The organism is Streptococcus sanguinis, assembly GCF_050220005.1.
Lineage (GTDB): Bacteria > Bacillota > Bacilli > Lactobacillales > Streptococcaceae > Streptococcus > Streptococcus sanguinis_Z.
Genome location: NZ_CP071413.1, coordinates 1,587,314 through 1,608,938, shown reverse-complemented (window position 1 = coordinate 1,608,938; position 21,625 = coordinate 1,587,314). Strand labels below are relative to the sequence as shown.

Sequence of the window (21,625 nt, the reverse complement as noted above, 5' to 3'; positions counted from 1 at the left end):
CATGAGTATAAAATTAGTAGCAACGGATATGGATGGCACCTTTTTAGACAGTAAAGGTCAGTTTGATATGGACCGCCTCAAGCAAGTTTTGGCTCGCTTCAAAGAAAAAGGTATCTACTTTGCTGTAGCCAGCGGGCGCGGCATCTTGTCGCTGGAAAAGCTGTTTGAGGAAGTGCGCAATGAGATTATTTTTATTGCTGAAAACGGCAGCTTAGTTGAATTTCATGGCGAAGATCTCTATGAAGCAACCATGCCTCGGGACTTTTACCTCAAGGTTTTTGATAAGCTGCAGGAATCTCCCTATGTCAATGTCAACGAGCTGCTTCTAACGGGCAAACGTGCCTGCTATGTCTTGGAGACTGTGGATCCGACCTATCTTTCTTTCAGTGCTCATTATAATGAAAACATTCAAAAAGTAGCTAGCCTGGCTGATATCGACGATGATATTTTCAAGTTTACGACCAATTTTGCTGAGGACCAAGTCGCAGCTGGTGAAGCTTGGGTCAATGAGAATATCGATGGAGTCAAGGCCATGACAACTGGCTACAAGTCCATTGACATCGTTCTGGACCATGTGGATAAGGGGGTTGCCATTGTCGAGCTGGCCAAGAAGCTAGACATAGATCTTTCTCAAGTCATGGTTTTTGGTGATAATCTCAATGATTTGCACATGATGCAGGTGGCTGGCTATCCGATTGCGACTGAAAATGCTCGCCCTGAGATTTTAGAAGTGGCCAAGGAAGTCATCGGCCACCATGATGCTCAGTCGGTTATCACTTACATGGAGGGATTATAATGTCAGATATAAAACTGATTGCTCTGGACTTAGATGGAACTCTCCTGACTTCAGACAAGAAGATTTCTGAGCGTAATTTAGCGGCTTTAAAAGCAGCTCAGGCCAAGGGAGTTAAGGTAGTTCTGACTACTGGACGCCCTCTTAAGGCCATGGACTTTTTCCTGCATGAGCTGGGAACAGACGGTCGAGAGGATGAGTACACCATTACTTTTAATGGTGGTCTTGTTCAGCGCAACACTGGAGAAATCCTCGATAAAACAGTCTTTTCTTATGATGATGTAGCCCGGATTTATGAGGAGGCGGACAAGCTCCATATCCCGCTTGATGCTATCTGCGAAGGACTTGTCTATCAGATTCAATCCGATCAAGATTCGCTTTATGCTCAGTTCAATCCTGCTCTGACCTTTGAGCCTGTTGATTTCAGCGACTTATCCAGCCAGCAGACTTACAATAAATGTGTCACTGCTTATGCTCAAGAACCACTGGATGCGGCTATTGAGCAAATTTCACCGGAATTATTTGAGCGCTATGAGATTTTTAAATCTAGAGAAATGCTGCTGGAATGGTCCCCTAAAAATGTCCATAAGGCTAATGGTTTGGAGAAACTGATTGCCCATTTAGGCATTGAGAGAAGTCAGGTCATGGCCTGTGGTGATGAAGCCAACGATTTGTCTATGATTGAGTGGGCTGGTTTGAGAGTGGCCATGCAGAATGCAGTAGCCATCGTCAAAGAAGCAGCCAATGTGGTGACACCTATGACCAATGATGAGGATGCAGTGGCTTGGGCTATTGAAGAATATGTACTAAAGGAGGATTAGCCGATGGGATTATTTGACCGCCTTTTCGGCCGAAAAAAACAAGAACCGCCGATTGAAGAAGTTGTCAAGGAAGCATTGGAAAACATTGATGACCTTGGAGAAGAAACAGCACCTGCTCCAGAAGCAGGAGAAAATCTTGAAGCGGAAGCTGTTCAGTCCTATCAGGGCGAGCAGCAACTTGATGACCAAATTTCGGATACAAAAGATAGTTTGGCTGATGTTGAAGAGCCAGCATCTCAAGCCATCCAAGAAGAAAGCAAGGAGCCAGAGCATGAAAGAGAAATTATTGCAGAAAATCAAGAAATGGCTCAAGGAGCAAGTCAGACTGAAGAAACTCTAGAAGAGCATCATGCTGAGAGCAGTGACGAAACGGTAGAAGAAGTTGTTGAACAAGCAAAGCTGTCGGATGAAGCATCTTCTTATGACGAGGTGGCAACCGATTCAAATAATGAGTTCGAGCCAGAAACAGCTGAGGAGTCACTAACAGAATCAGAACAGGTCGTTCAAGCAGCTGATGTTGCTGAAGAATCAGAAGCAGCCGCTACAGAAGACCATGCTGAACTTCCTCAAGAGGAATCCACTCAGGAAAAATATGACCGCAGCCTAAAGAAGACTCGGACAGGATTTGGAGCACGGCTCAATGCCTTCTTTGCTAATTTCCGCTCAGTAGATGAAGAGTTCTTCGAAGACTTGGAAGAGCTGCTCATCACTAGTGATGTAGGGGTGCAGGTAGCTTCCAGTCTGACTGAGGAACTACGCTATGAAGCCCGTCTGGAAAATGCTAAAAAACCAGCTGCTCTACGCCAGCTGATTATTGAAAAATTGGTGGACATTTATGAGAAAGATGGCCGCTTTAATGAAAAAATCAATTTCCAAAACGGTTTGACTGTCATGCTCTTTGTTGGGGTCAACGGAGTTGGTAAAACCACCTCTATCGGTAAACTAGCCTATAAGTACAAACAACAAGGCAAGAAAGTCATGTTGGTAGCAGCAGATACATTCCGAGCTGGAGCAGTAGCTCAGCTGGCTGAATGGGGTCGGCGCGTAGATGTTCCAGTAGTAACGGGGCCTGAGAAGAGCGATCCTGCTAGCGTGGTTTATGACGGAATGGAGCGTGCTCTGGCAGAGAAGGTTGATGTTCTTATGATTGACACGGCTGGTCGCCTGCAAAATAAGGACAATCTCATGGCAGAGCTGGAGAAAATTGGCCGTATTATTAAGCGGGTGGATCCAGAAGCGCCACATGAAACTTTCCTAGCTCTCGATGCTTCAACCGGTCAGAATGCTCTGGTTCAGGCCAAGGAATTTTCTAAAATAACTCCAGTCACAGGAATTGTACTGACGAAGATCGATGGGACTGCTCGAGGTGGAGTTGTACTAGCCATTCGTCAGGAATTGGATATTCCAGTGAAGCTGATTGGCTTTGGAGAAAAGATTGATGATATCGGTGAGTTTAATTCAGAGAACTTTATGAAAGGCCTGCTTGAAGGCTTGGTATAAGACAAAAAACCAGTACGAGTACTGGTTTTTTTATGAACAATTTTTAAATTTTATTTGTTTGGAGACCACTGCCAGTCAGCTCCAAATTCTCTAAGGAGTTCAAAGGAAGCATTTGGTCCCATAGATCCGACAGGATACTCATGAAGAGGCACTTCGTTGCTATGCCAGAGCTCTTCAATCTGATCAATCAGCTCCCAGCTGGAGCGGACTTCATCCCAGTGGCTGAAGTTGGTTGAGTCATTGTTAAGGACGTCAAAGATTAATTTTTCGTAAGGATCAGGGGAAGCACCGCTAGCTGTTGCGTCTGTTCGATAGTCCAGAGAGAGAGGGGCTAAGCTGAAGCGCTCGCCGACCTCTTTGCCATTCATGCTGAGAGAGAAGCCCTCAGTCGGCTGGATATGAATGGTCAGAACATTTGGTGCTAATTCCTCACCAAAGATAGATTCCATCTGCTTAAAGACGATATTAACAAGAGTACCTTTTTCAGTGAGGCGTTTACCAGTTCGGAAGAAAAATGGAACATCACGGAAACGCTCGCTATTTACAAAGAAAGCTCCTGAAGCAAAGGTTTCAGTCATGGAGTCAGGATTGACATTAGGTTCGCTCCGGTAAGAGATGTATTTCTTACCTTTGACCGTGCCAGACTTATACTGACCACGTATAAAGAAGCGTTTCAAGTCATCTTTATCGGGCTGTACCAAGCGCTCAAAAACCTTGACTTTCTCTGCCCGAATGTCCTCTTTGCCGAAGCTTTTCGGCTTGTCCATAGCTAAGAGTGATAGGAGCTGCAGAGTATGGTTCTGCACCATATCCCGTAGAGCACCGGACTGGTCATAGTAACCGCCACGTTCTTCGACACCAAGCTTTTCTGCAAAGGTAATCTGGACATTGTCAATGTAGTCACGATTCCAGATATTTTCAAAGAGAAGATTGGCAAAACGAATAGCGAAGATGCTCTGAATCATTTCCTTGCCTAGATAATGGTCAATACGGAAAATCTGCTCTTCATTAAAGGCAGCCAAGAGTTCTTCATTAAGTTGGCTGGCAGTTGCCAAGTCTGTTCCGAAAGGTTTTTCGACAATCAGGCGTTCAAATCCTTTGCCATCTACGATATTTTCAGACTTGAGGTGTTTGGCAATGGTACCGAAAAATTGCGGAGCCATGGACAGGAAGAAGAGTTTATTGTGCTCAGCTTGGTATTGCTCATCGAGTCGGTTTTGAAGCTTGCGTAGCTCAATGTAGTGCTCGGTATCCTGCACATCATGACTTTGATAGTAGAAGTGACTGGCAAACTCTTGGGCTTGCTCTGGACTGTCAGCTAAATCAGCGATTGCCTCGACGACGACAGACTCAAAATACTCCTTGCTCCAAGGCCGGCGGGCTGTTCCAATGACAGCAAAATGCTTGGAAAGATTGCCAGACTTATAGAGCCTGAAGAGGGATGGATAGAGTTTTCTTTTGGCCAAGTCACCGCTGGCTCCGAAAATTGTTACAATAACTTTTGAAGACATCCTGATACCTATTTTCTAAATGATGTCTCTATTTTATCACAATTTTTCTAAAGATTGTATTCAGAAATTCGGTTTCTGAAAAGGAGGATAAATAGAGAGGAATTGACCGCTGCTTGAAACATATTCAAAGATAAAAAATGAGGCTAAGACACGATTGTGCCAGCCTCGTTTTCTTTATTCAAATACCCGATAAACGTAAGGATTTTCCGGTTTTTCTACCTTATCAAAGCTTTCAACTTCTAGAGTTGGCAGGCTTTGCCCCAGACTTTTATGGTAGTGCATGGTAATTTTTCCCTTGGCATGAATCCAGGTATTATTCTCGAAATGCTGGGTATTTCCAGTCGTCAAGAGGCCATAGACACCTGAGTCGGCGATACAATGGATAATACCGAAGCGAAAGAGAAATTGACTCTTCTGATCGCTGGGATCATTGTAGACAAATCCGGTGAACTCCAGCGTCTTGCCTACAAACTCGTCGGGATAATCATAGATGACTTCCATGATTTCCATGTAGTTCTCAGTTGTGACCTGAATGGTATCTTGCTTGACATATTTCTTAGCGGCTGCACGCATTTCTTTTTCGTAAGCCCCTTTGGTAAAGTAGGTGCTGGTGTCCGGCTTCAGGTATTGGCTGGTTGTGCCTTCGTCCTGCTGAATAGCAGTTGAAGTTCCCTCAGCCAGCGGGAAATGAAATCCTTTAGCCGAAACTGTTGTCGAATCCAAGGTTACAGTTGGAAAGAAAATTCCTACAAAAAGCGGAATGACAAGAAGAAGCACGCTACCTAACTTAGCCCAGCGAGTATTTAAATGACTGTGGACCTCCATCTTTTTCATCCAGATGATAAGCTGTACGACTGCCAAGACAAAAGACAGAATCATAGACAAGTAGGCTAGATAGGAATAGTGGAGATTGATATATTGATTAAGCTTGCCCGTCAGCTGTAGATACATGGTGATCTCAAAGTAGCCGACTAAGATTAAAAATCGAATCATAGCACTACCCCCACAAGCCAAGAGTAAAGAAAGACGACGACGGTAACCAGGCTGATAAATTGCCAGATAAAGCGTGTCTTAAAGTAGTTTTTCATCATCAGCAGATTCTTGACATCTAGCATAGGCCCAATGACCAAGAAAGCTAAGACAGGCGATAGGCCGAAGCTAGCAATCAAGGAGCTCCCGATGAAAGCATCAGCTTCGCTGCAAAGTGAGAGCAGGAAGGACAGCAGCATGAGCAGGAGAATAGCAACAGCTGGTGTCGAGCTGATGGAGGTCAGGATTCTGGTTGGCACATAGACTTGGACCAGGCTGGCAAAGAGACAGCCAAAGACCAGATAGCGGCCTGTATCGAAAAATTCATCAATAGCTTGAACGAAGACTTGAAAAAGCTTTTGTCCCTTACTGAGATGTGAAAAGTCATGCTCATGAACAGCCTTGCGATTTTCTTTTTGGATATTGCTGTCTGCAAAGAAGCCCAGAAAAATCCCTAAAAGAATAGCCACGACCATAGAACCTAAAGCACGAAGCAGAGCCATTCGGAAGGAATTACCAAAGGCTGAGTAGGTCGCAAAGAGCACAATGGGGTTGATGACTGGAGCCGTTACCAGAAAAGGCACAGCCGTGTAACTGGGAACTTTTTTTTCTAGAAATCGATTTATAATGGGAACAATTCCGCACTCGCAAGAGGGGAAGACAAAACCAACCAAGCTTCCAAAGAAAATCCGGGCCCATTTGTTCTTGGGTAGGAAACGATAAACCTTGTCTGGCGTGACATACACCTCAATAAAGCCAGAAATAATACTTCCGATTAAGACAAAAGGCAGGGCCTCAATGATAATGGAGAGAAAAATGGCACCAGCTTGCAGGACACTGGCCGGTAGCTGAGAGAAGAAGTTCATTCTTTCTTATCCTTCTCATTTTTAGATTTTTTCTTGTCTTCCTCAGGGAACTCTACCTTTTCCATCTTGGGCAGGGTCGCAAACTCCTCGAACATTTTGTCCAAATCATCTGATCTAGTAAATTTAACAGCCATAAAGGCACCTCATTTCTAAAATAATAATTCTATTATACTACCAATTATCAAAAAATGAAATTTTGAGACATAAGAGACCCTTTGTCGTTAATTTACCCTAAATTTTTTTGTACAAATAGTACTAAATAGTTCTAAAATAGCCTATCTTTCAAAGCACTTGTGATATAATAGGATTGTTATGGAAAATATAAATATTGAAAAAATTGCCCAGAAATTGGGCCTTAAAGAAAGCCAAGTATCACAGGTTCTAGATCTGACCGCTGAGGGAAATACAATTCCTTTTATTGCTCGTTACCGTAAGGAAATGACAGGAAATCTGGATGAGGTCGAGATTAAGGCGATCATTGACTTAGATAAGAGCATGACTGCTTTGGCAGAGCGTAAAGCGACGGTCTTAGCTAAGATTGAGGAGCAGGGCAAACTAACGGATGCGTTGCGCTCTGAGATTGAGGCTGCTGAAAAGCTGGCCGATGTGGAAGAACTTTATTTGCCTTATAAGGAGAAGCGTCGTACCAAGGCTACTATTGCCCGTGAAGCAGGTCTCTTTCCTTTGGCTCGCTTCATCCTACAGGATGCGGCTAACTTGCAGGAAGAAGCTGAGAAACTGACTAGTGAAGCCTTTCCAACAGCAGAAGCTGCTCTTGCTGGAGCAGTGGATATTCTGACCGAGGCGATTTCCGAAGACACCAAGCTGCGGGCTTGGACCTATCACGAGATGCAGACCAATTCTTCTATCGTATCCAGTCTCAAAGATGGTGATTTGGATGAAAAGCAGGTCTTCCAGATTTATTATGATTTTTCTGAAAAAGTAGCGACTATGCAGGGCTACCGAACACTGGCCCTTAACCGTGGTGAGAAGCTAGGTATTCTCAAGGTTGGTTTTGAGCACAATCTTGAGAAGGTCTTGCGCTTCTTTGAAGTACGTTTCAAGGTGAAAAATGCCTATATTAGTGAAGCTATCCAGCAAGCAGTTAAAAAGAAAATCATTCCAGCCATGGAGCGTCGTATTCGGACCGAGCTGACTGAGGTGGCTGAGGATGGAGCGATTCAGCTCTTCTCAGAAAATCTCCGTCATCTCCTTTTGATTGCTCCTCTCAAAGGCCGCGTAGTACTGGGCTTTGATCCAGCCTTTCGGACAGGAGCCAAGCTGGCTGTTGTTGATGCGACAGGAAAAATGCTGACGACCCATGTCATCTATCCAGTAGCGCCAGCAAAGCCAGCTCAGATTGAAGCATCTAAGAAAGAGTTATCGGAGCTGATTGAACAGTTTGGCGTGGAAATCATCGCCATCGGAAACGGAACGGCCAGCCGAGAAAGCGAAGCCTTTGTAGCGGAAGTTTTGAAATCCCATCCAACTGTCAGCTATGTCATCGTCAATGAGAGCGGAGCATCTGTCTACTCTGCTAGTGAACTGGCTCGTCATGAGTTTCCAGATTTGACTGTTGAAAAGCGCTCAGCTATTTCCATTGCCCGCCGCCTGCAAGATCCTTTAGCAGAGTTGGTTAAGATTGATCCTAAGTCTATTGGGGTTGGTCAGTACCAGCATGATGTCAGCCAGAAAAAACTGTCTGAAAGTCTGGACTTTGTCGTAGATACCGTGGTTAACCAAGTCGGGGTCAATATCAACACAGCCAGTCCTGCCCTACTGGCCCATGTAGCTGGTCTTAATAAAACTATCTCAGAAAATATTGTCAAGTATCGGGAAACAGAAGGTTTGATTCGGTCTCGCGAGGCCATCAAGAAAGTGCCACGTCTGGGCGCAAAAGCTTTTGAACAGGCAGCCGGCTTCCTGCGTATTCCCGAAAGTGATAACTTGCTAGACAATACAGGCGTTCACCCAGAGTCTTATAAGGCTGTGGAGGAGCTCTTTAAGCGTCTGGAAATCAGCAGTTTGGATGAAGCTGCCCAAGCTAAGTTAAAAGCTGTTCAGACTGCTAGTTTGGCTGCAGAGCTAGGCTTGGGAGAAGAAACCCTCAAAGATATTATTGCGGATTTGCTCAAGCCTGGCCGAGATTTGCGTGATTCCTTTGACGCGCCAGTTCTGCGGCAGGATGTCTTGGATATCAAGGACCTGCGCATCGGTCAAAAGCTGGAAGGCGTCGTCCGGAATGTCGTCGATTTCGGAGCCTTTGTGGATATCGGTATCCACGAAGATGGTCTTATCCATATCTCCAAGCTGAGCACAGACTATATTAAGCATCCTAGTCAAGTCCTATCTGTTGGTGACTTGGTCACTGTCTGGGTGGATAAGCTGGATGTGGAGCGGGAGAAGGTCAACCTCTCTTTGATAGCACCAAATGAATCTAACTAACTATGTCAAGCAGGTTTCGGTTGAAGATTTTGGCTGGGAATTCCGCCACCAAGCTTATTGGAACAAGCGCCTCCGCACTACAGGAGGACGCTTCTTTCCAAAAGATGGCCATCTAGATTTCAACCCAAAAATCTATGAAACTTTTGGGTTGGAGATCTTTCGAAAAATTGTCCGCCATGAGTTAGCTCATTATCACCTCTATTATCAGGGTAAAGGTTACCGCCATGGGGATAGAGATTTTAAAGATCTGCTCAAGCGAGTTGATGGTCTGCGCTACGCTCCATCCTTGTCCGATTCGCAATCTTTTCTCGTCTATGAATGCCTGAGCTGCGGAGCACTTATCCGTCGTAGACGTAGAGTCAATCTTCAAAAATACCGTTGCGGACGCTGTATGGGTAAGCTTCGTTTGTCAGAGAAAGCTTGATAATTAGTAAGAGAGTTCATTAAAGAACTCTCTTTTTTAAAAGAATGAATTTTCTAAACTATAATCAGCCTTTGGCCCGATTGTTTTCTCATGAAATATGGTAGAATAAAGTAAATATGATCATTGAGGTCTCTATCATGAACGTGAAATTCTATAAGTTGAAAAAGAATCGACTGATTTCCGGTGTCTTGTCCGGTCTGTGTGATAAATTTGATTTTGATCTGAGCCTGGTGCGCTTCCTCTTTATTATCTTTACTGTGGTCAATTTCGGCTTGGGAATTCTCATCTATATCCTGCTGGCTATGGTTATGCCCTATAAAGAAGACATAGAAGAAGAAATGTATGGAACCGGCCCGCGCAAACGAAAAGAAGCGGAAGCTATCAAAGACGATAAAGACGGCTGGTTTTGGTAATTCTTAATAAAATAGAAAATTTCGGGATGCACTCCCGATTTTTTACTTGAAGTAGGGAATGTTTTAGTAAGACATTTCTATGCCGTGATTTATTTTCTGCTTGCTTCTTTTAGAAAAAATCTAAAAGAAGCAGTCTAGAAAACCAGGTAAGTCGACACTTAAAAACTTCACCAAAATATTAGCAATTTATCCAAGGAGGAAATATGACAGAAGTTTGGAATGCCTATGACTTAAATCGAAATCAACTCCCTCATCTCCTGGTTCGAGGAGAAAAAATTCCTGAAGGACAGTTTCATCTCTGTGTTAATGTCTTGGTTCGCCATCAGGATGGTGATATTCTTTTTATGCGGCGATCAGCCAATAAAAGCCTTTATCCCGGCTATTATGAGTTCGGAGCAGGTGGCAGTGTGCTGGCTGGAGAGGATAGTCTGACAGCCGCCTTACGTGAATTAGAAGAAGAAACAGGCCTGGTTCCTGACAGCATCAGACTTTTGGAGCAGGTGTGCTCTGTCAATGATCAGTGCCATTTCGACTACTATGAGGTGGTTGTGTCTGGCGATAAGAGTCAAGTCCGCTATCAGGAAGGCGAAACAGATGCCCATGTCTGGTTGCCTCTGAAAGAGGTCCCAGATTTTGTAGAAAACCATCCTTGTTTTAATAACCAAAAGAAGATTCTTAACAGCCTGCTTGACTAAGACCATGGATGTTTTTCTATTTTTACTAAAAAGTTGATTTAAATCAAAATATTTTTTCGACCTAAAATCAATCTTAAGGATTCTTTTGAGGTAAAAATTTGCTATAATAGAAGCAGACAAATTTGAAGGGAGAAGACAATGTCAGTAAAGGTCAAAGACCTCTTAAAAATGTCTCGTCTGTCTCAGGAGTACGGAGATAAAGTTTTACTGGAGAAAGAAATTAAAACTTCAGATATTTCTCGGCCTGGACTTGAAATGACTGGATATTTTGATTTTTATACACCCGAGCGGATACAGCTGATTGGGATGAAAGAGTGGTCTTATCTGATGAAGATGAGCTCTCATAATCGCCATCAAGTACTGCTGAAAATGTTCCAGCCTGAGACGCCGGTGGTTATCATTGCTCGAAATTTAGAGATTCCTAAAGAAATGATTGATGCGGCTGATGAGAAGCAGGTTGCTATTCTTAGAAGCAAAACCTCCACCAGTCGCTTGTCTGGAGAAATTTCCAGTTATCTTGATTCTCGGCTGGCTGAGAGAACCAGTGTTCATGGGGTCCTGATGGATATCTATGGCATGGGGGTTCTCATCCAAGGGGACAGTGGAATTGGTAAAAGTGAGACAGGGCTTGAATTGGTTAAGCGTGGCCATCGTTTGGTTGCGGACGATCGAGTGGATATCTATGCCAAGGATGAAGTGACCCTTTGGGGAGAGCCGGCTGAAATACTGCGACATCTATTGGAAATTCGTGGTGTTGGTATCATCGATGTCATGAGTTTATACGGAGCCAGTGCAGTCAAAGATTCTTCTCAAGTTCAGATAGCTGTCTATTTGGAGAATTACGATACTCAAAAAACTTTTGACCGTCTAGGTAATGATACAGAGGAGCTGGAGGTTGCCGGTGTCAGAATTCCACGTATTCGGATTCCTGTAAAGACTGGCCGCAATATCTCAGTCGTGATTGAGGCTGCAGCGATGAACTATCGAGCTAAGCAAATGGGCTATGATGCTACCAAGATATTTGAAGAGCGCCTCACCGATTTAATTAGCCGGAATGAGGTGAAACATGATTGATCCAGTAGCTATCCAACTAGGGCCTATCAGTATTCGCTGGTATGCCATCTGTATTGTCACAGGCTTAGTTTTAGCCGTTTATCTTGCCATGAAAGAGGCTCCGCGTCGGAAGATTATTCCTGATGATATTTTGGATTTTATCCTAGTAGCTTTTCCCGTAGCTATCATTGGTGCCCGACTTTATTACGTGGCCTTTGAATGGGATTATTACGGTAAGAATCTGATAAAAATCATCGATTTTTGGAATGGCGGGATAGCAGGTATTGCTATTTACGGCGGGCTGATAGCTGGTGCTATCGTTCTCTACTTTTTCTGTCGGAGAAGGCTGATTCACCCAGTTGATTTTCTAGATATTGCAGCACCAAGTGTGATGATTGCTCAGAGTATTGGGCGCTGGGGAAATTTTGCCAACCATGAGGCCTATGGTGCGGCAGTTAAGAGTTTGAACTATCTGCCTAGTTTTATTCGTGAGAATATGTATATCGAGGGCAGCTACAGACAGCCAACTTTCCTCTATGAATCTGTATGGAACCTACTTGGTTTTATCTTGATTATTGTTCTCCGCCGTCGGCCTAAGTTGCTGAGACAGGGAGAAATCGCCGCCTTCTATCTGATTTGGTATGGATTTGGTCGGATGATTATTGAGGGTATGCGGACGGACAGTCTCATGTTTGCTGGTCTGCGTGTTTCCCAATGGCTGTCGCTGATTCTTATTTTTGTAGGAATAGGCATCATCATTTACCAAAGAAAAAAGAAAGCCCCTTATTATCAAGAATAAGAAATAATAGAGCCGCTGACTCTTGTAAGAGATGTCTGCAATGAAAGGAGAGAAATATGATAATTGAAATTGCTTATGCTTTACTGGCGGTTGCCCTTATTATCTTCGTGATTTACTTGACGATTACTGTCAAAAATCTGGGCGAGAAAGCTGGTAAGATGCTAGATGAAACAGAAAATACCATCAAGGTCTTGACTTCTGATGTCAACGTGACCCTTCACCAAACCAATGATTTGCTGGCCAAGGTCAATGTCTTAACTGATGACATCAATCAAAAAGTCGCAACTATTGATCCTTTATTTACAGCTGTAGCGGACCTGTCTGAGTCCGTTTCAGATTTAAACGTTCAGGCGCGCACGCTGAGTAAAAAAGCTGTGTCTGTTGGTAAGGGATCTGTCAAGACAACAGCTGGTTTATCTGCTTTGCGTTTTGCTTCAAAATTGTTTAAAAAATAAGAAAGAAGGTCTATTATGGGAAAATTTTCATCACTGTTATTGGGCGCCGTTACAGGTGCAGCTGCTGCCTATTTTCTGACCAGTAAGAAAGGAAAGGAAACGACAGATAAGGTTCGGGACTTTGTTAAGGAATACCAAGAAAATCCTGATGATATCCACGAAGCTGTCGTTCAGTCCGCTAAAGACTTTTCAAATCAAGCTGTCAGCGCGATTCAACAAACCAAAGAAAAGGTTGAGAAAGGCGAGATTACAACTGAAACAGTCATCGAATCGGTCAAAGAAACGACCAAGTCAGTCGTGGACTACTCGCAAGATAAGTTTAACGAAATCAAAGAAAAATTTGAGAAAGAAGAAAGCAGCTTAGCTGAGGAAGAACCTGTGATCTTCGAAGAGGAAGAAGAACCTTCAGAAGAAATCATCATTGACTTCGGAGCAGAAGCGACAGAAGGACAAGAAGAAAAGGCTGTTGAAACAGACAGTCAAGAAGAAAAATAAAACAAAGAAGACTAGCAATTTTGCTAGTCTTCTTTGTTTACAAGAGTGAAAAAAAGAACCGAGGACTTAAAGCGTCGTCGGTTTTTCTTATATTTTAAAATCGTAGAATCACAAGGTTGGTTTATTTGCTAGTTTGGCGTTTCTTTGCGAACAGGCGATAAGATTGAATGCTAATCAGGCTGGAAGCAATGGCCAAAGTGAAGGACATAAATGTATTCATTTTTAAACTCAAAAATACAAAGCTAAACAAAACTGTCAAGACACAGAACACAGCAATATTTAAGAAGAAAAAGAGTTCACTTAATCTTGGTGATGTTTCTGCTTCAGGTAGGTATTCTTGATAGAGTGGTGTTTGTTCAGATTCAATTTCTTGGTAGTAGTAGTCAGTTGGGTCATCATATTGTTGGTATTTTCTTACGTGCATAATTCTCTCTCCTTACAGTACCCTCTAATTCTACCATTTTTTTGCAGTTTTAAATATTACAAAAGGATTACAAAACGAATAAATTCGAATGAAAAACCACTCCTTTATATTTTTTTGCTATAATGGTTGTATGAAAAAGATAATTATTACAGCAACAGCTGAAAGTATAGAACAAGTTGAGGAACTTTTAGAGGCAAATGTCGATCGAATTTATGTCGGTGAGAAAAATTATGGCCTTCGTTTGCCTCATAATTTTAGTTTAGACGAATTAACTCGAATTTCTGACTTAGTTCACCAAGCAGGAAAAGAGTTGACCGTTGCAGTGAACGCGCTCATGCATCAAGAAATGATGGATAAGATCAAGCCCTATCTTGATTTTCTGCAGGAGATTGGGGCAGATTATATTACCGTTGGTGATGCTGGTGTTTTCTATGTGCTGCAGCGCGATGGTTATAAATTAAAGACCATTTACGATGCCTCGACCATGGTTACCAGCAGTCGTCAGATTAACTTTTGGGCTAAGAACGCAGGAGTTTCAGAAGCTGTCCTAGCGCGTGAGATTCCTTCTGCTGAGCTTTTTAAGATGCCAGAAATTCTGGAAATTCCTGCTGAAGTCTTGGTTTACGGAGCTAGTGTCATCCATCACTCCAAGCGTCCTCTTTTGCAGAATTACTATAATTTTACTCATATCGATGATGAAAAGACGCGGGAGCGAGACCTCTTTCTGGCGGAACCTAGTGACCCGCAGAGCCATTACTCGATTTTTGAGGACAATCATGGTACTCATATTTTTGCCAATAATGACTTGGATTTGATGACCAAGCTGATAGAATTGGTTGACCATGGATTCTGCCACTGGAAGTTGGAAGGGCTCTACACACCTGGTCACAACTTTGTCGAGATTGCTAAGATTTTTGTAGAGGCAAGGGATTTGATTGAAGCAGGCAAGTTTAGCTCAGACCAAGCCTTTGTGCTGGATGAGGCGATTCATAAACTGCATCCGAAAAATCGTTTTCTCGATACAGGATTTTATGACTATGACCCTGATATGGTAAAATAAATATTTAAACTAGAACTCCTTTTAGGAGTTCTTTTTTGAGAACAAAATTGATATTTACTAAAATAGGATTAAAAAATAGATGTTTTTTGAATTAATTCGAAAAATCTGAAAATTAGAATTGTGAAAATAATTCAAAGAACCTTGCTTTTAGGGGTAAATTACTATAAAATAATAAGGATTAGACATCAACACTTTTATATTGCAAATAGGAGAAAATGATGGCAAGAAAGTTGAAACGACCAGAGGTGTTATCGCCTGCTGGTACTTTGGAAAAGCTAAAAGTAGCTGTTCGATATGGAGCAGATGCTGTTTTTATTGGCGGACAGGCCTATGGTCTGCGCAGTCGGGCTGGGAACTTTACCTTTGAACAGATGGAAGAAGGGGTTCAGTTTGCGGCTAGTTATGGTGCTAAGGTCTATGTCGCAGCCAATATGGTCATGCACGAGGGTAACGAAGAGGGAGCTGGTGAGTGGTTCCGCCGTTTGCGGGATATCGGGATTGCGGCTGTCATTGTTTCAGATCCGGCTCTGATTGCTATTGCAGCATCAGAAGCACCTGGTCTGGAAATCCACTTGTCTACTCAGGCCAGTGCGACCAACTATGAAACGCTGGAATTCTGGAAAAATCTAGGACTGACTCGTGTTGTCCTAGCTCGCGAAGTTTCTATGGCTGAGCTGGCTGAAATTCGCCGACGGACTGACGTTGAAATTGAAGCCTTTGTTCATGGAGCCATGTGTATCTCCTACTCAGGCCGCTGTACACTGTCCAACCACATGAGTATGCGCGATGCCAATCGTGGTGGCTGCTCCCAATCCTGCCGTTGGAAATACGACCTCTATGATATGCCTTTTGGACAAGAACGTAAGAGCTTGAAGGGGGAAGTTCCAGAAGAATTTTCTATGTCCGCGGTTGATATGTCCATGATTGACCGCATACCAGACATGATTGAAAACGGAGTTGATAGCTTGAAGATTGAGGGACGGATGAAGTCTATTCATTACGTTTCCACGGTGACTAACTGCTATAAAGCGGCTGTAAATGCTTATCTAGAAAGTCCTGAAAAGTTTGAAGCTATCAAGCAGGACTTGGTCGAAGAGATGTGGAAGGTTGCTCAACGTGAATTGGCCACAGGATTCTACTATCATACTCCAACTGAAAATGAGCAGCTGTTCGGAGCGCGACGCAAGATTCCAGAATACAAATTTGTGGCAGAAGTAGTAGCCTATGACGCAGACAGTCAGACAGCGACTATTCGTCAGCGCAATGTTATTCACGAAGGGGATCAGGTTGAATTTTACGGACCGGGCTTCCGTCATTTTGAAACCTTTATCACAGACCTTCGAGATGCTGATGGTAACAAAATTGATCGGGCTCCTAATCCGATGGAGCTTCTGACCATTCACTTGGAGCAGCCCGTAGAGGCTGGGGATATGGTGCGGGCTCGTAAGGAAGGCTTGATTAATCTTTACAAGGAAGATGGCACTAGCGTGACCGTCCGAGCTTAATCTTTTATTCATAGGTGGCTTTTTAATCTAAAAGCCATTTTTATGAATACAGGTTTTCAGAGAGGAAATAGCATGATTCAGGTTTACGGAGATATTCTTGATGAGGAGACTCGCTGCCAGCATTATCACAGTGAGAGAGATATCATAGCCCTTAAGTGCTTTGCTTGTCAGAAATACTATCCTTGCTTTCTCTGTCATGACCGCTGCGAAGATCATGCTTTTCTGGCCTATCCTGTGAGTCGGTCAGAAGATCGAGTAGTCCTTTGTGGCCATTGCAGGACTGAGCTGACTATTTCTCAGTACCTTGGCTGTGAGGATGCCTGCCCTTTCTGCGCTCATCCTTTTAATCCAGGATGCAAGAAGCATCGATCAATTTATTTTCAGAAAAACAAATAACTCTTCCATCCAGCTGGATGGAAGAGTTATCTTTTGAAACGACGGTTGGTGATGCGAATGTCTTTCTTTTGGGCTTCACGGATATTATTGGGTACGAGACTGATTCGCTTGATGTCCTGCACGCGGATAATAGTGGTCATACTTTTCTTGAAATTCTTGATAATCAGCTGCAGGCGCTCGCGATCGTATTTGACAATATCGCCAGTGAAGCTCTTGTCCAAAAAGATAACGTGCACACCAGATTGTTTTCGCAGAGCTAACTCGATGGTACGCAGAATGCGGCCGCTGTCCTCTGGTTCTTGTTCATTCTTTTTGCCACTGATAAATTCGTTGGCTCTTTGTAAAATCATTTCGAGATATTTTTTCATAGCTAAAATCTCCATAACTTGTTACAATATATTATATAACAAAATTCCCTAAATTGTAAATTCTTTTACGAATTATTAATTGGAAAATAAAACAAGAGGTGAAATATGGCTGAATTTACATTCGAAATCGAAGAAAAACTACTGGTCCTGTCTGAAAATGACAAGGGCTGGACCAAGGAACTCAACCGAGTTAGCTTTAACGGAGCACCAGCTAAGTACGATATTCGGACTTGGAGCCCAGACCACAGCAAGATGGGCAAGGGAATTACACTTTCTAATGAAGAATTCCAAATTCTCGTGGATGCATTTAAAAACTGATAGAGAAAATTCTATCAGTTTTTCTATTTCTCTGAAAAGTAGGAATGGAATTTCAGACTCTTAAAAATAGGGATGCTAATAATGGTGATAGCAATCATTTTTAGCAAGTCAGGCAGGATAAAAGGAGTCAGGCCAACCGCGATTGACTTAGAGAAATCAAGCCCCCCCAAGAAATGCAGTCCTAGGATACCACCGACAAAGACGAGAGCGTCACCCAATACATTGGCTATAAAAATCATATAGAAAGGACTGTCCTTGTGGCTCAGACTGGATGTCACAAGGGCAAAGAGTAAGTAGAACCAGAGATATCCGGCGCTTGGGCCAAAGAGAGCCTGAAAACCACCGCTTCCTCCAGCAAAGACCGGTAGGCCAATAGCTCCCAGCAGCAGATAAATAAAGACTGACAAAACCGCTTCGCGAGGTTTGAAAATCGTTGCAATCAAACCGACAGCAAAAGTCTGCAACGTAATGGGAACGGGACCAATGGAAATAGTTAACTGGGATAGGACAGCTAGAAAAGCAGCTCCGATAGCTGGGAGGGCAAGAAGAAATGCTTTGTTCTTGTTCATAAATAGTAAACCTCTTTTTTATTTTATGGTAACTATTTTAAAAGCTAAATAAAAAAAAGTCAAGTCCTTCTTAATCGGACGAGACAAATATACAGACAGATTCTTATTTCTCTGAAAAGTAGGGATGAATTTTCAGATTCTTAAAAATAGGGATGCTGATAATGGTGATGGCAATAATTTTTATCAATCCAGGCAGGATAAAAGGAGTTAGGCCAACCTCTACTGACTTAGAGAAATCAAGTCCTCCAAAGAACTGCAGTCCTAGGATACCACCGACAAAGACGAGAGCGGCACCCAATACATTAGCTATAAAAATCATATAGAAAGGACTGTCCTTATGAGTCAGACTGGATGTCACAAGCGCAAAGGGTAAGAAGAACCAGAGATAACCGGCGCTTGGACCAAAGAGAGCCTGGAAACCACCGCTTCCTCCAGCAAAGACCGGCAGACCAATAGCTCCCAGCAGTAGATAAATAAAGACTGACAAAACAGCTTCTCGAGGTTTGAAAATCGTCGCAATTAAGCCGATAACAAAAGTCTGCAGCGTGATGGGAATGGGGCCGATGGAAATAGTTAATTGGGACAGGACAGCTAGGAAGGCGGCTCCGATAGCTGGGAGGGCAAGAAGAAATGCTTTGTTCTTGTTCATAAATAGTAAACCTCTTTTTATTTTTATGGTAACTATTTTAAAAGCTAAATAAAAAAAGTCAAGTCCTTCTTAATCGGACGAGACAAATATACAGACAGATTCTTATTTTCGTTTCTTGCTTCTGATAAGCAAGACAAAGAAGGCGATAAGGCCAAAAATATTAAAGAAAAGGATGCCCAAGGCTGCAAGAAGCTTTTTCGTTTTACTCAACTGTTTTCCTCGTTTCTGGATTGCTTTGTTCTATCATATCAAAATTTTCAATTTTTGAATAGGTTTCATTAGAAAAAATAGCTATAGCTTCAAACTATATTATTATCAATAAAAAAGGATTATCTAAAAGAGCTATAAAGAATTGCAGCAGCACACTTTGATTGATATAATAATGCAAAAGTAAATAAGAGTTTTTGCTAGAGGTGTGGGTGCGTAATCAACATCTTCCTAAAGCAAGACTGACTAGATTGGAGAAGACTATGACAGATTTATTAAAAATTTATCAGGAACTACAGGAGAAAAAATGGGTCAACTTGTCCCATCAGATCAAGGAAGATAGTCCGCATTTTCCCGCTCTGCCTGCCTTGGAGAAGAAGGACATTTTCACTTTGAAAGATGGTTTTCATGTTCAGCAGTTTTCTGTAGTTGGCCAGTACGGGACTCATATTGATGCTCCGATTCACTTTGTGGAGGGTGGTCGCTGGTTGGAAGAGATTGAGCTAAAAGATCTTTTTCTGCCTTTGGTAGTTATTGATAAGTCTAAGGAAGTAGCAGAGAATCCAGACTTTATTCTGGGCAAGCAGGATATTTTAGATTTTGAAGCGGAGCACGGGCAGATTGAGCCAGGAACATTTGTTGCCTTTCGCTCAGACTGGTCCAAGCGTTGGCCAAGTCAATCAGCTATGCGCAATCTGGATGCTCAGGAGATTCAGCACACTCCTGGATGGGGGCAGGATGCTCTAGAGTTCCTTATCCATGAGCGTGGTGTCAAGGCGGTAGGCCACGAAACTTTTGATACAGATGCGGGTATCCCCACAGCAGAGCATGGTCTGCTCAATGAATATTATCTGTTGGAGCAGGACATTTATCAGCTAGAAGTTATGACCAATCTGGATCAGTTGCCAGCTAAGGGTGCTCTCATCTCGATTAGCTTTCCCAACTGGCATCAAGCCAGCGGTTCACCAGTGAGGGCAGTGGCTATTTTACCATAAAGAAAAAGGAGTCTGAGGTTTCATTTCAGGCTTCTTGTCTCATATAATAACTAATAAATAGATTGCTTTTTAGAATCTTTGGAATTTCTTCCATTAGACTGATATTTGAAAGGAATGTTAAAAGAAGCTGAAATAGCTTAAATCGCAATCTTACAAAAATGTAAGATTCGTCTGTAAAATGAAAGATTAGATTATGGAACGGTCATCATCTTTATTATAAAATGGTAGCAGAAATCAAAAAGAGGCTGGAATACCAAACCTCTTCTGATTTTGAATTTTTTATCGCATGGTCACGAACTCTTCGGAGCCAGTTGGGTGAATAGCAACTGTAGCATCAAAGTCAGCTTTGGTAGCGCCCATCTTGATAGCAACTGCGAAACCTTGAATCATCTCATCTACTCCGTAGCCAATACCGTGAAGGCCAACGACTTTTTCATCCTCACCGGCAGTGATAAGCTTGAACTTGGCCTGTTGGCGGTGCTGGGTGACAGCTGAGTACATGGATGTGAAGCTAGATGTGTAAACGTGGATATTTTCTGCTCCGTAAGTCTTGATAGCCTCTACCTCAGTCAGGCCGACTGTCCCAATAGCAGGATGGGAAAAGACAACAGTTGGAATAGTTGAGTAGTCCATTTTAGCATTTGTTTTACCATTGAAAAGACGCTCAGACAGAGTTCGTCCAGCCTTGATAGCAACAGGAGTTAATTCTTTTTCACCTGTTACATCGCCTAGAGCATAGATGCCTGGTACAACAGTGTTTTGGTACTCATCGACAGCGATGAAGCCACGTTCATTGAGAGTGACGCCAGCTGCTTCCAGATTGAGGTCTTGGACGTTTGGTTTACGGCCGATGGCCCAAATAACATGCTGGGCTGTGTGGCTGCTGCCATCTTCAAAATAGAGCTTGAGCTGACCATCAGGCAGTTTTTCCAGCTTTTGTGGAATCTTATGAGTATGAAACTGGAGTCCAGAGTTCTCCATTTCTTGGAGCAGACCGTCAATCAGATAGCTGTCAAAGTTGCGCAGTGGTCGATCCTTACGAACAAAAAGATCTGTTTTAACTCCCAGAGCATGGAGCACGCCGGCTAGCTCAACTGCTATATAGCCTGCTCCGACAATGGCAACAGATTCAGGTAACTCTTCCCAAGCAAAGACATCGTCAGAATTCTCGCCGTAGCCTGCGCCAGGGATATTTGGAATAGCAGCATGAGCACCCGTCGCGATAACGATATGCTTGGCGCGAATAAGCTCGCCGTTGACTTGGACAGTGTTTGCATCCACAAAGCGGGCACGGCCTTCAATCAGCTCGACACCATTCCGCTTGAAGCTACCGTCATAGGACGAACGTGCCCGGTCAATATAAGCTTCACGATTTTTCCGAAGGGTAGCAAAATCAAAAGCTTGATTATCAGAGGTAAAGCCGTAGTCTGGTCCATAATGCTGGATAGCTTCAGCGATTTGAGCACCGTACCACATAATCTTCTTTGGGACACAGCCGACATTGACACAGGTGCCACCCAGTTTCTTTTCTTCAATAACGGCAACCTTGGCACCGTATTCACCGGCCCGATTCATGGTAGCAATCCCCCCGCTGCCACCGCCAATAGCAATTATATCAAATTCTTTCATCTTGTTAGAATCTCCTTCTATTATATGAGGTAATTGTACCTTTTTTAGCAGGTGAATGCAAAAATCTGCTACGGATTTGAGCGGAGTGACTATCTGAGATAAAATAGCAACCATTTGTGAAAAACTGTAAATTTTTTTAGAAGAATTATGATAGCCTTGTGATATAATATAACAAAAGAAAATCGTTTTCATCAGGAGGAGGAAAA

General features: G+C 43.0%; 25 protein-coding genes. 16 read left to right on the top strand and 9 right to left on the bottom strand.

Annotated features, from left to right (window positions below; genetic code table 11):
• Position 1: 1 nt before the first annotated feature.
• From J1C86_RS07820 to ftsY, 3 genes are read left to right on the top strand one after another with little or no spacing between them, the layout of a single operon-like run.
• Positions 2-796 (top strand): Cof-type HAD-IIB family hydrolase, encoded by a 795-nt coding sequence (locus tag J1C86_RS07820; RefSeq protein WP_125408851.1) that lies wholly within the window; start codon positions 2-4, stop codon positions 794-796.
• Positions 796-1,614: a Cof-type HAD-IIB family hydrolase gene (locus J1C86_RS07815; protein ID WP_125408850.1), complete on the top strand. Its 819-nt coding sequence runs from the start codon at positions 796-798 to the stop codon at positions 1,612-1,614. The genes J1C86_RS07820 and J1C86_RS07815 overlap by 1 nt, the downstream gene beginning before the upstream one ends.
• A gap of 3 nt (positions 1,615-1,617) precedes the next feature.
• Positions 1,618-3,114 (top strand): signal recognition particle-docking protein FtsY, encoded by a 1,497-nt coding sequence (gene ftsY, locus J1C86_RS07810; RefSeq protein WP_125382733.1) that lies wholly within the window; start codon positions 1,618-1,620, stop codon positions 3,112-3,114.
• A 50-nt stretch (positions 3,115-3,164) separates the two neighbouring features.
• Here the strand turns inward: ftsY and zwf are convergent, their stop codons facing one another.
• The 4 genes from zwf to J1C86_RS07790 all read right to left on the bottom strand — a co-directional run bounded on the left by zwf (position 3,165) and on the right by J1C86_RS07790 (position 6,654).
• Positions 3,165-4,625, bottom strand: coding sequence for a glucose-6-phosphate dehydrogenase (gene zwf, locus J1C86_RS07805; protein WP_125351153.1), 1,461 nt, complete (start codon positions 4,623-4,625; stop codon positions 3,165-3,167).
• Positions 4,626-4,799: 174 nt separating this feature from the next.
• Positions 4,800-5,618 (bottom strand): TIGR03943 family putative permease subunit, encoded by an 819-nt coding sequence (locus J1C86_RS07800; protein ID WP_125382732.1) that lies wholly within the window; start codon positions 5,616-5,618, stop codon positions 4,800-4,802.
• The gene (locus tag J1C86_RS07795) at positions 5,615-6,520 is read right to left on the bottom strand and encodes a permease (RefSeq protein ID WP_125405177.1); all 906 of its coding nucleotides are present in this window, start codon (positions 6,518-6,520) and stop codon (positions 5,615-5,617) included. The genes J1C86_RS07800 and J1C86_RS07795 overlap by 4 nt, the downstream gene beginning before the upstream one ends.
• Entirely contained in the window at positions 6,517-6,654 is a 138-nt protein-coding gene (locus J1C86_RS07790) for an SPJ_0845 family protein (protein ID WP_002897213.1), read from the bottom strand. Before J1C86_RS07790 ends, J1C86_RS07795 begins: the two co-directional genes overlap by 4 nt.
• A gap of 178 nt (positions 6,655-6,832) precedes the next feature.
• On the opposite strand from J1C86_RS07790, the gene J1C86_RS07785 reads away from it, so the two are divergent.
• The 8 genes from J1C86_RS07785 (at position 6,833) to J1C86_RS07750 (ending at position 13,299) form a co-directional block, all read left to right on the top strand.
• Entirely contained in the window at positions 6,833-8,965 is a 2,133-nt protein-coding gene (locus tag J1C86_RS07785; protein WP_125405175.1) for a Tex family protein, read from the top strand.
• Positions 8,952-9,389 carry a SprT family protein gene (locus J1C86_RS07780; protein ID WP_048774223.1) on the top strand — a complete coding sequence of 146 codons (438 nt, stop codon included), beginning with the start codon at positions 8,952-8,954 and terminating at the stop codon, positions 9,387-9,389. Before J1C86_RS07785 ends, J1C86_RS07780 begins: the two co-directional genes overlap by 14 nt.
• A gap of 137 nt (positions 9,390-9,526) precedes the next feature.
• Complete coding sequence (locus J1C86_RS07775; RefSeq protein ID WP_023916493.1) at positions 9,527-9,802, top strand: PspC domain-containing protein; 276 nt, start codon at positions 9,527-9,529, stop codon at positions 9,800-9,802.
• 203 nt (positions 9,803-10,005) lie between these two features.
• Positions 10,006-10,497, top strand: a complete 492-nt coding sequence (locus J1C86_RS07770) for an NUDIX hydrolase (RefSeq protein WP_125405172.1) — start codon at positions 10,006-10,008, stop codon at positions 10,495-10,497.
• Positions 10,498-10,635: 138 nt separating this feature from the next.
• On the top strand, positions 10,636-11,571 hold the full coding sequence (hprK, locus tag J1C86_RS07765; protein WP_125340928.1) for an HPr(Ser) kinase/phosphatase: 936 nt from the start codon (positions 10,636-10,638) through the stop codon (positions 11,569-11,571).
• On the top strand, positions 11,564-12,349 hold the full coding sequence (lgt, locus tag J1C86_RS07760; RefSeq protein ID WP_125405169.1) for a prolipoprotein diacylglyceryl transferase: 786 nt from the start codon (positions 11,564-11,566) through the stop codon (positions 12,347-12,349). Before hprK ends, lgt begins: the two co-directional genes overlap by 8 nt.
• 56 nt (positions 12,350-12,405) lie before the next feature.
• Entirely contained in the window at positions 12,406-12,804 is a 399-nt protein-coding gene (locus J1C86_RS07755) for a DUF948 domain-containing protein (protein WP_002894975.1), read from the top strand.
• A gap of 15 nt (positions 12,805-12,819) precedes the next feature.
• On the top strand, positions 12,820-13,299 hold the full coding sequence (locus tag J1C86_RS07750) for a YtxH domain-containing protein (protein ID WP_125405166.1): 480 nt from the start codon (positions 12,820-12,822) through the stop codon (positions 13,297-13,299).
• A 121-nt stretch (positions 13,300-13,420) separates the two neighbouring features.
• On the opposite strand, the gene J1C86_RS07745 is transcribed toward J1C86_RS07750, so the two are convergent.
• Positions 13,421-13,723, bottom strand: coding sequence for a DUF3270 family protein (locus J1C86_RS07745; RefSeq protein WP_002894977.1), 303 nt, complete (start codon positions 13,721-13,723; stop codon positions 13,421-13,423).
• Between the two features lie 130 nt (positions 13,724-13,853).
• Here J1C86_RS07745 and J1C86_RS07740 point away from each other — a divergent pair, with 130 nt between their 5' ends.
• The 3 genes from J1C86_RS07740 to J1C86_RS07730 all read left to right on the top strand — a co-directional run bounded on the left by J1C86_RS07740 (position 13,854) and on the right by J1C86_RS07730 (position 16,684).
• The gene (locus J1C86_RS07740; RefSeq protein ID WP_176798671.1) at positions 13,854-14,783 is read left to right on the top strand and encodes a peptidase U32 family protein; all 930 of its coding nucleotides are present in this window, start codon (positions 13,854-13,856) and stop codon (positions 14,781-14,783) included.
• 218 nt (positions 14,784-15,001) lie between these two features.
• Positions 15,002-16,288: a peptidase U32 family protein gene (locus tag J1C86_RS07735; RefSeq protein WP_427150794.1), complete on the top strand. Its 1,287-nt coding sequence runs from the start codon at positions 15,002-15,004 to the stop codon at positions 16,286-16,288.
• A gap of 72 nt (positions 16,289-16,360) precedes the next feature.
• Positions 16,361-16,684, top strand: coding sequence for a CHY zinc finger protein (locus J1C86_RS07730; protein WP_185755722.1), 324 nt, complete (start codon positions 16,361-16,363; stop codon positions 16,682-16,684).
• A gap of 26 nt (positions 16,685-16,710) precedes the next feature.
• Here the strand turns inward: J1C86_RS07730 and J1C86_RS07725 are convergent, their stop codons facing one another.
• Complete coding sequence (locus tag J1C86_RS07725; protein ID WP_125405154.1) at positions 16,711-17,067, bottom strand: hypothetical protein; 357 nt, start codon at positions 17,065-17,067, stop codon at positions 16,711-16,713.
• A gap of 90 nt (positions 17,068-17,157) precedes the next feature.
• Here J1C86_RS07725 and J1C86_RS07720 point away from each other — a divergent pair, with 90 nt between their 5' ends.
• The gene (locus J1C86_RS07720) at positions 17,158-17,370 is read left to right on the top strand and encodes a YdbC family protein (protein ID WP_004186157.1); all 213 of its coding nucleotides are present in this window, start codon (positions 17,158-17,160) and stop codon (positions 17,368-17,370) included.
• A 23-nt stretch (positions 17,371-17,393) separates the two neighbouring features.
• Here J1C86_RS07720 and J1C86_RS07715 read toward each other — a convergent pair whose 3' ends face one another.
• Positions 17,394-17,939 (bottom strand): biotin transporter BioY, encoded by a 546-nt coding sequence (locus tag J1C86_RS07715; RefSeq protein ID WP_125405152.1) that lies wholly within the window; start codon positions 17,937-17,939, stop codon positions 17,394-17,396.
• A gap of 103 nt (positions 17,940-18,042) precedes the next feature.
• Positions 18,043-18,588, bottom strand: coding sequence for a biotin transporter BioY (locus J1C86_RS07710; RefSeq protein ID WP_125405149.1), 546 nt, complete (start codon positions 18,586-18,588; stop codon positions 18,043-18,045).
• Positions 18,589-19,058: 470 nt separating this feature from the next.
• Here J1C86_RS07710 and J1C86_RS07705 point away from each other — a divergent pair, with 470 nt between their 5' ends.
• Positions 19,059-19,790: a cyclase family protein gene (locus J1C86_RS07705; RefSeq protein ID WP_125405146.1), complete on the top strand. Its 732-nt coding sequence runs from the start codon at positions 19,059-19,061 to the stop codon at positions 19,788-19,790.
• A 279-nt stretch (positions 19,791-20,069) separates the two neighbouring features.
• Here the strand turns inward: J1C86_RS07705 and gorA are convergent, their stop codons facing one another.
• Positions 20,070-21,419 (bottom strand): glutathione-disulfide reductase, encoded by a 1,350-nt coding sequence (gene gorA, locus J1C86_RS07700; RefSeq protein WP_185755721.1) that lies wholly within the window; start codon positions 21,417-21,419, stop codon positions 20,070-20,072.
• Between the last annotated feature and the right edge of the window lie 206 nt (positions 21,420-21,625).